Origin of the sequence: Psychromarinibacter sediminicola (assembly GCF_029168335.1) — a bacterium.
GTDB classification, from domain to species: Bacteria; Pseudomonadota; Alphaproteobacteria; order Rhodobacterales; family Rhodobacteraceae; genus Psychromarinibacter; species Psychromarinibacter sediminicola.
Window position 1 is genome coordinate 1 of the sequence record NZ_JARGYC010000121.1, and the last position, 7,342, is coordinate 7,342.

Genomic DNA, 7,342 nt, shown 5'->3' on the forward strand with positions numbered 1-7,342 from the left:
AAGAAGGCGGCCCTGAAATTCCTCAGAAAATCAATGAAGCGCTATGGTCGGCCGGACTCCATCGTGACCGACCGGCTCCGGTCCTACGGCGCGGCGCTGAAGGAGATCGGCGCAGCCGATCGCCAGGAAACCGGTCGCTGGCTGAACAACCGCGCCGAGAATTCCCACCTGCCATTCCGACGACGCGAGCGGGCGATGCTGCGTTTCCGGCGTATGCGAAGTTTGCAGAAATTCGCCTCTGTCCACGCCTCGGTCAGCAACCACTTCAACTCGGAGCGCAGCTCCTACTCCCGCGCCAACTTCAAGAAGAACCGCGCCGCCGCTCTAGCAGAGTGGCGCGGTCTCTGCGCGGCATAAGGGACAGCGTCACTGTCCAAGCCGAGACTAGTTAGAATTCGTCTGCCAGCACCCCCATCTCGCCGACTGCTCCGTGGGTCGGTTTGCGTCATGCCGTAAGCGTATCGCCGGCGTGGGCGGTGGACAAGATATTGCGAACGACTTGCATTCGTGTTGACGACTGCGAGTGATTTGCATTATCAGGCGTAACAATCGATAATCATGATTTGGAGGCTTTGATGCGCAGACCCATCTCGGCTCTGCTAGCCGCGACAGCGCTGACGGCCGTGCTCGCGCACGGTGCCGCTGCGCAGAATGGCGATTCGCTAAAGGTCGTCACCACTTTCACGGTGTTGGCCGACATGGCGCGCAACGTGGCGGGCGACGCGGCGGAGGTCGTGTCGGTGACGAAGCCGGGGGCCGAGATCCACGGCTACGAGCCCACGCCGCAGGACATCGTGCGGGCGCAGGATGCCGACCTGATCCTGTGGAACGGACTCAATCTCGAACTATGGTTTGAGCAGTTTCTGCGCAATCTCTCGGACGTTCCGGCCGTGACGCTGACCGACGGGATCGACCCTATTCCAATTGCCTCGGGCGCGTACGAGGGCCAGTCCAACCCGCACGCCTGGATGGGGCTCGACAATGCGATGGTCTACATTGACAACATCGCAGCCGCGTTGTCGGAACAGGACCCGGCCAACCTGGCGACCTACGAGGCGAACGCCGCCGCCTACAAGGACGAGATCCGCGGCACCATCGAGCCGCTGCGCGACCGAATCACGGCGATCCCCGAGGATGGGCGATGGCTGGTGACGTGCGAGGGCGCGTTTTCGTACCTTGCGCGGGACTTTGGAATGCAGGAGCTCTATCTCTGGCCGATGAACGCCGACCAAGTGGGTACGCCGCAGCAAGTGCGCGCTGTGATCGACGGCGTGCGCGAGCACGACATCCCGGCCGTCTTCTGCGAAAGCACGGTGAATACCGCCCCCGCGCAGCAGGTCGCGCGCGAAACGGGGGCCGAGTATGGCGGCGTGCTCTATGTCGACTCCCTGTCCGGGCGGGACGGCCCGGTGCCGACATATCTGGACCTGTTGCGCGTCACCGCCGGGACGGTGGCCGATGCGCTGGCGCCCGAGGGCGACTAAGCGCCTTCGCCGAACGCACGACCCCGCGGCTGTCCGGACCGCTCGACCCGGCTACATGAAGCTCCTGCGACACGCCCACATGAAGGAGACGAGATGCTGGACACGACGGAGGCAACCCGCACCGCGCCCGATGGGCCGGGTGGCGGAATCTTCGCCCGCGATGTCACAGTAACCTATCGCAACGGCCACACGGCCCTTCAGGACGCGAGCTTTGAGATCCCGCGCGGCACGGTGACGGCGCTGGTGGGCGTGAACGGCGCGGGAAAATCGACGCTCTTCAAGGCGATCATGGGCTTTATCCCGACGTCGCAGGGCGAGATCCGGCTTATGGGTCAAACCGTGAGACAGGCCTTGCGTGCAAACCTCGTGGCCTATGTCCCGCAGTCCGAGGAGGTCGACTGGGCCTTTCCGGTGCTGGTCGAGGACGTGGTGATGATGGGCCGCTACGGGCACATGGGCTTTCTGCGCCGTCCCTCGGCAGCAGATCGGGCCGCCGTGGATGCCGCGCTCGGCCGGGTGAACATGGGCGAGTTCCGCCACCGACAGATTGGCGAGCTGTCTGGCGGGCAGCGCAAGCGGGTGTTCCTGGCGCGTGCCCTGGCGCAGGAGGGCCGGGTGATCCTGCTCGACGAGCCTTTCACTGGCGTCGACGTGAAGACCGAGGAGCAGATCGTCGCCCTTCTGCGCGAGCTACGGGACGAGGGGCGCGTGATGCTGGTCTCGACCCACAACCTGGGCAGCGTGCCCGAGTTCTGCGATCGCACTGTCTTGGTGAAGGGTACAGTACTGGCCTACGGCCCGACCGAGACGACATTCACGCGCGCCAACCTCGAACGTGCTTTCGGAGGCGTGTTGCGCCACTTCACGCTGGGCGGCGCCAAGCTGCACGAGGATTACGACGACGACCCGCGCGAGATCACGATCTTCACCGATGACGAGCGGCCATTGGTGCGCTACGGCAACCAGACGCAGGTGCAGGGAGACCGCGAGTGAGCCTGCTGCTCGAACCCTTCGGCTATGGCTACATGACCAACGCGATGTGGGTCTCGGCGCTGGTGGGCGGGGTCTGCGCCTTCCTGTCGGTCTACCTGATGTTAAAGGGGTGGAGCCTGATCGGCGACGCGCTCTCGCACTCGGTCGTGCCCGGGGTCGCGGGCGCCTACATCCTCGGGCTGCCCTTCGCGCTGGGGGCATTCATCGCGGGCGGGCTCGCGGCGGGCGCCATGCTGTTCCTCAGCGAGCGCTCGGGCTTGAAGGTGGACGTGATCATCGGGCTGATCTTCACCTCGTTTTTCGGGCTGGGGCTCTTCATGGTCTCGGTCAACCCCATGTCGGTCAGCATCCAGACTATCACCATGGGCAATATCCTGGCGATCACGCCGGCTGACACGCTGCAGTTGTCGATCATCGGCGTTGTCTCGCTGATCGTGCTTCTGGCGAAGTGGAAGGACCTGATGGTGACCTTCTTCGACGAGAACCACGCCCGCTCGATCGGGCTGCGGCCGGGGCTGCTCAAGGGCGTGTTCTTCGTGCTGCTGTCGGCGGCGGTCGTGGCTGCGATGCAGACGGTCGGGGCGTTCCTTGTCATTGCCATGGTGGTTACGCCAGGGGCCACGGCGTACATTCTGTGCGACCGGTTCCCGCGTCTGCTGATCGTGTCGGTTACCATCGGCGCGTCCACGAGCTTTCTGGGTGCCTACGCCAGCTACTTCCTTGACGGGGCGACGGGCGGGGTGATCGTGACGCTCCAGACCCTACTGTTCCTCCTCGCCTTCGTGTTCGCCCCAAAACACGGGGTGCTGGCCGCGCGCCGGAAGGCGTCGGACGCGTTGCGCGGGCCTCGTGATCCCGAAGCGCAGACGCTGAGGAGCCCCACGGAATGAGCCTCGATACGCTCCTGCTGCCGTTCACCTTCCCGTTCATGCAGAACGCGTTCCTCATCGCGGCCATGGTCGCGGTGCCCACGGCGCTTCTATCCTGCTTTCTGGTGCTCAAGGGATGGGCGTTGATGGGCGACGCGGTCAGCCACGCCGTGCTGCCCGGTATCGTGCTGGCCTGGATCACTGGGCTACCACTGATCCTGGGCGCGTTCGGGGCGGGGATGACCTGCGCACTTCTGACCGGTTATCTGAGCGAGAACAGCCGCGTGAAGCAGGACACGGTGATGGGCGTCGTGTTCTCGGGTATGTTCGGCGTGGGGATCATCCTCTACACATCGATCCACACGAACGAGCATCTCGACCACGTGCTCTTCGGCAACATGCTGGGCGTTGGGCCGCAGGACCTTCGAACGGCGGGGCTCATCTCGCTCGCAGTATCCGCCGTACTGATCCTGAAGTGGAAGGATCTGCTGCTGCACGCCTTCGACCCCGCGCAGGCGCAGGCCAGCGGGCTTCGGGTTAACCTGTTACACTACGGGCTGCTGTCACTTCTGTCTCTGATCATCGTCGCGACACTGTCCTCGACAGGGCTGATCCTGGCCATCGGACTGCTGATCGCGCCGGGCGCCATTGCGTTCCTGACCGTGCGCCGTTTCCGGCACATGCTGGCCGTTGCGGTCACTGTCTGTCTGTTTTCGATGCTGTCCGGTACCTATGCCAGCTTCTTCCTCGACAGCGCGCCGGCGCCGACCGTGGTACTGATCCTGACCGGGTTGTTCATTTTGGCCTTCATCCACAGGATAAGGCGGACGCGGGAGGCTTCGCGTCAGCGCGCAGCGAGTTGAAGGCACTGTCATGTGTGGACGTATAAACAACCGCGCCAAGAATTCACACCTGCCGTTCCGACGACGGGAGCGGGCGATGCTCCGCTTCCCGCGGATGCGAAGTTTGCAGAACTTCGTCTCCGTCCACGCCTCAGTCAGCAACCATTTCAACTCGGAGCGTAGCTTCAACTCCCGAGCGGGGGCTGTCAAAGGAACTTGGCTTGAGGCGGGGCAGGGGCGTCGGTAGCGTTCGCCCATGACCCGACGCTGCCCGTTCAAGTACTTCAAGACTTCGCGCGAGATCATCCGTCTCGCCGTGATGATGTATGTCCGGTTCCCGCTTTCGCTGCGAAATGTCGAAGACCTGCTGCATGAACGTGGGATCGACGTCAGCCACGAAGCGGTCCGATTCTGGTGGCACCGGTTCGGCCCGATGTTTGCCGCGGAGATCCGCAAGAAACGCGCTGAGCGTCTTCGGTCCTGGCCGCAATGGCGATGGCACCTCGACGAGATGTTCGTGAAGATCAACAGGGAGCGCCACGAATTGTGGCGGGCTGTCGACCACGAGGGCGAGCCAACTACAAGAAGAACCGCCCCGCGGCTCTCGCCGAGTGGCGCGGTCTCTGCGCGGCATAAGGGACAGCGTCACTGTCTAAGCTGAGACCGGTTCTCATCCGGCTGACAGCCCCGTTTTCATCGATCTGACAGCCCGCGCCTTATCGAGGACTAGCCGTCATTGGAGAGGACGGCTCGGTCACGGGAAAGCGCCGGTAGGAAAATTCCGATGGCCCGGTATTGAAAATCATGCAGCCAAACTCGCCGCGGTATGTGCCTGGCGGGCAAGGGCGGTTCATCTCCTGTTGTCGATGCATCTCCTGCATGGCCATGTTGAAGGCGCGCGCGTCGCTGTCGCTGCAGCCCCCTAGAAGAACGGCCGCGAGCAGAAACGTGGCAGAGGTAATGATGCGCATCGAGCAGTGTTCCCAGTAGTAAGTATCGGATTCGACCGAGTGTTGCCCGAAAAGATCCCCGGTTCAAGCATCATGGTCGGTAGCGGCGACTTCGCCGGTCGGCGCAACCAGTTTGCACACGACGGCTCGAGGCAGGCGCCGCGCAAACTGCCCGTGGTTCATCGGAATGGATGAAGCGGCAAGAGTGGGCCGTGCGTCGCCCGCTTCGGCAGACAAGGCGCACCCGTTACTCGGCGAATGGCTAAGCCCCGAGAGAGCGCGGACGGTTACCTCTGTCCGTCGCGACGCTCGGCCTTGTCCTCTGTTGGGTCTTGTCAAGAGAACTCGGTTTGATAGTCTAGATATCGCTCGGTTATTGGTCTCGATGGCGCTCCGGAAGGACTTCCTTCTTACGGAACAAATTGCTGCATCTTCTGATAACTGAAGTTGAACGGCAAAAAACGATTTGAAACGATTCCTCTGACTCTATCTCTTGGGAGGTGTGGTGCCATGCGGAAATGGCTAAGGTACGTTATGCCCGCCCGGGCCAGGGCTCCCCGGGACGGCGCTGCTTTCGACGTCGCCGCATACCTCGATGGAATTCTTTCGACTGTGCCAGACAAGCACAAAGCCACTCAGGGTCTGATGCTGGCGCATCGCAGTTTGCGCGAGGATCTCGACCGTGCCCTGGCCGACGGGCTCGTGTCGAAGGGCGAGGCCCGCGCCACGCAGGTAGCTTTCGACGCCGAGCTGCGCGTGCGTTTCGGTGATTGCGCAGTCTTGCCCGAAGAAGAGACTGGCGCAGAAACGCAACCCGATCGTCACGCAGAGCCACCCGAAATCGCCGTTGTCGAGGCCGCCGCCTTGGAGGCCGTGACATCTGCCTTCGATGCGCCTACCGATGGCAGCGCGGCGCGGGCTCATGTCTTGGCGGAGCGCGCGCGGGAGACTCTGCGGCGCATGTTGGATGACAGCGAGCTACCCAAGGCTGCACGTAAGGAAATCACCCGAAGGGCCGAGGCACGCATTTGCGACCTTGTGGACCAGATCACACCCTGATCGGCAAGCCTTTGCCCAAGTTGAGGCGGCACGCTCGTTTTTCAGTGGTCCAAAAGCCGCTTGCCCCCAATCGATGCAGCGGTGCCTCGCGTCGAGGAGCGCCGGATTGAGTTCGCCGTCCATTTATGCGCTGCAGAAGCTTCTTTCTCTTGACCGAACGTGTACGTGTTCGGTGAGGGGGACGCGGCGTTCGCACCAACGTTCGAGATCGGTGTTGAAACTCTAGGCGGTGACCGGAATGGCGGAGCGCAGAATGGCCGGGAAGACCAGATAAGGCTTCACAAATCCCTGTCGTTCTCGTGGCGGTGGTTTCCTGCGTTAGCCGGCCTTGGGGCTGTGTCAGAAGGAATCGAGTTGGGCGGGGCAGGGCGGTTTCGTAGCGTCGGGCCATGACGCACCACGTCGCCGTTCCAGCACGTGAACTCGAAGCCGTCGGAACACCAGCGGAGGTTCGACCGCATGACGACCACCTTGCCGTCATGGGTTTGCTCCGGACGCTCTGTGTATTTGCGTGCCAGCAGCAGGTTGTGTGCCTGCATGATCCGGTAGACCCGCTTGTGATTGACCGGCGCCAAGCCATCGGTGCGCAGCTTTCGGTTCAGCACCGCCGTGATGCGCCGGTAGCCATAGGTCGGGCGCTTCGCGACCAGCCGCTCAATCAACGGCAGAAGCGCCGCGTCTTGCGCTTTATGATAGCGCCGACGCGGCTTGGTCTTGCCGCGCACCCGCTCGTGCAGGTTCGAGCGCGAGACCCCGAGCGTGTCCGCCACGGCCTTCATCGGGAACCGTCCGTCTTCAGCGACCCGGCAAGCAAGGTCGGTTTTTTTGCCCGCGACCTGTCCAGCGCCTCCCGAAGGATCTCGGCCTCCAGCGTCTTGCGGCCGAGCTGACGCTCGAGCTCGCGGATGCGATCCTCCATCTGCCGCACCTTCTTGTTGCTGGTTACATCGTCGTCCCCGGTCACGGCGACACTCCCTCCTTCCAGCATCAGCTTGCGCCAACGATACAGAAGATTGGGCGCCACACCATTGCGCCGAGCGACGGCCGAGATGGTCATCCGTGAACTATAGCTGGCAACGCTCATGAGCGTCACGCCGCGGCCTTTTCCTGTGCACATGATGGGCTGCGGCCGTAGAAAACGGCCA

General features: G+C 63.0%; 6 protein-coding genes and 3 pseudogenes. 8 read left to right on the plus strand and 1 reads right to left on the minus strand.

Features of this window, described 5'->3' with window-relative positions; all coding sequences use genetic code 11:
* From P1J78_RS23515 to P1J78_RS23550, 8 genes and pseudogenes are all read left to right on the plus strand, one after another.
* Positions 1-357, plus strand: a 357-nt coding sequence (locus P1J78_RS23515) for a DDE-type integrase/transposase/recombinase (RefSeq protein WP_275569819.1), incomplete at its 5' end; no start/stop codon positions are given.
* Positions 358-575: 218 nt separating this feature from the next.
* Entirely contained in the window at positions 576-1,484 is a 909-nt protein-coding gene (locus P1J78_RS23520; RefSeq protein WP_275569820.1) for a metal ABC transporter substrate-binding protein, read from the plus strand.
* Positions 1,485-1,577: 93 nt separating this feature from the next.
* The gene (locus P1J78_RS23525) at positions 1,578-2,477 is read left to right on the plus strand and encodes a manganese/iron ABC transporter ATP-binding protein (protein ID WP_275569821.1); all 900 of its coding nucleotides are present in this window, start codon (positions 1,578-1,580) and stop codon (positions 2,475-2,477) included.
* The gene (locus P1J78_RS23530) at positions 2,474-3,367 is read left to right on the plus strand and encodes a metal ABC transporter permease (protein WP_275569822.1); all 894 of its coding nucleotides are present in this window, start codon (positions 2,474-2,476) and stop codon (positions 3,365-3,367) included. Before P1J78_RS23525 ends, P1J78_RS23530 begins: the two co-directional genes overlap by 4 nt.
* The gene (locus P1J78_RS23535) at positions 3,364-4,209 is read left to right on the plus strand and encodes a metal ABC transporter permease (RefSeq protein ID WP_275569823.1); all 846 of its coding nucleotides are present in this window, start codon (positions 3,364-3,366) and stop codon (positions 4,207-4,209) included. The genes P1J78_RS23530 and P1J78_RS23535 overlap by 4 nt, the downstream gene beginning before the upstream one ends.
* 22 nt (positions 4,210-4,231) lie before the next feature.
* A pseudogene (locus P1J78_RS23540) lies at positions 4,232-4,435 on the plus strand (IS6 family transposase); the annotation flags it as partial.
* 9 nt (positions 4,436-4,444) lie between these two features.
* Positions 4,445-4,762: pseudogene (locus P1J78_RS23545) on the plus strand (IS6 family transposase); the annotation flags it as partial.
* A 1,021-nt stretch (positions 4,763-5,783) separates the two neighbouring features.
* Positions 5,784-6,197 (plus strand): hypothetical protein, encoded by a 414-nt coding sequence (locus P1J78_RS23550; RefSeq protein ID WP_275569824.1) that lies wholly within the window; start codon positions 5,784-5,786, stop codon positions 6,195-6,197.
* Positions 6,198-6,589: 392 nt separating this feature from the next.
* On the opposite strand, the pseudogene P1J78_RS23555 reads toward P1J78_RS23550, so the two are convergent.
* Positions 6,590-7,257 (minus strand): annotated as a pseudogene (locus tag P1J78_RS23555) (IS3 family transposase); the annotation flags it as partial.
* Positions 7,258-7,342: the final 85 nt, after the last annotated feature.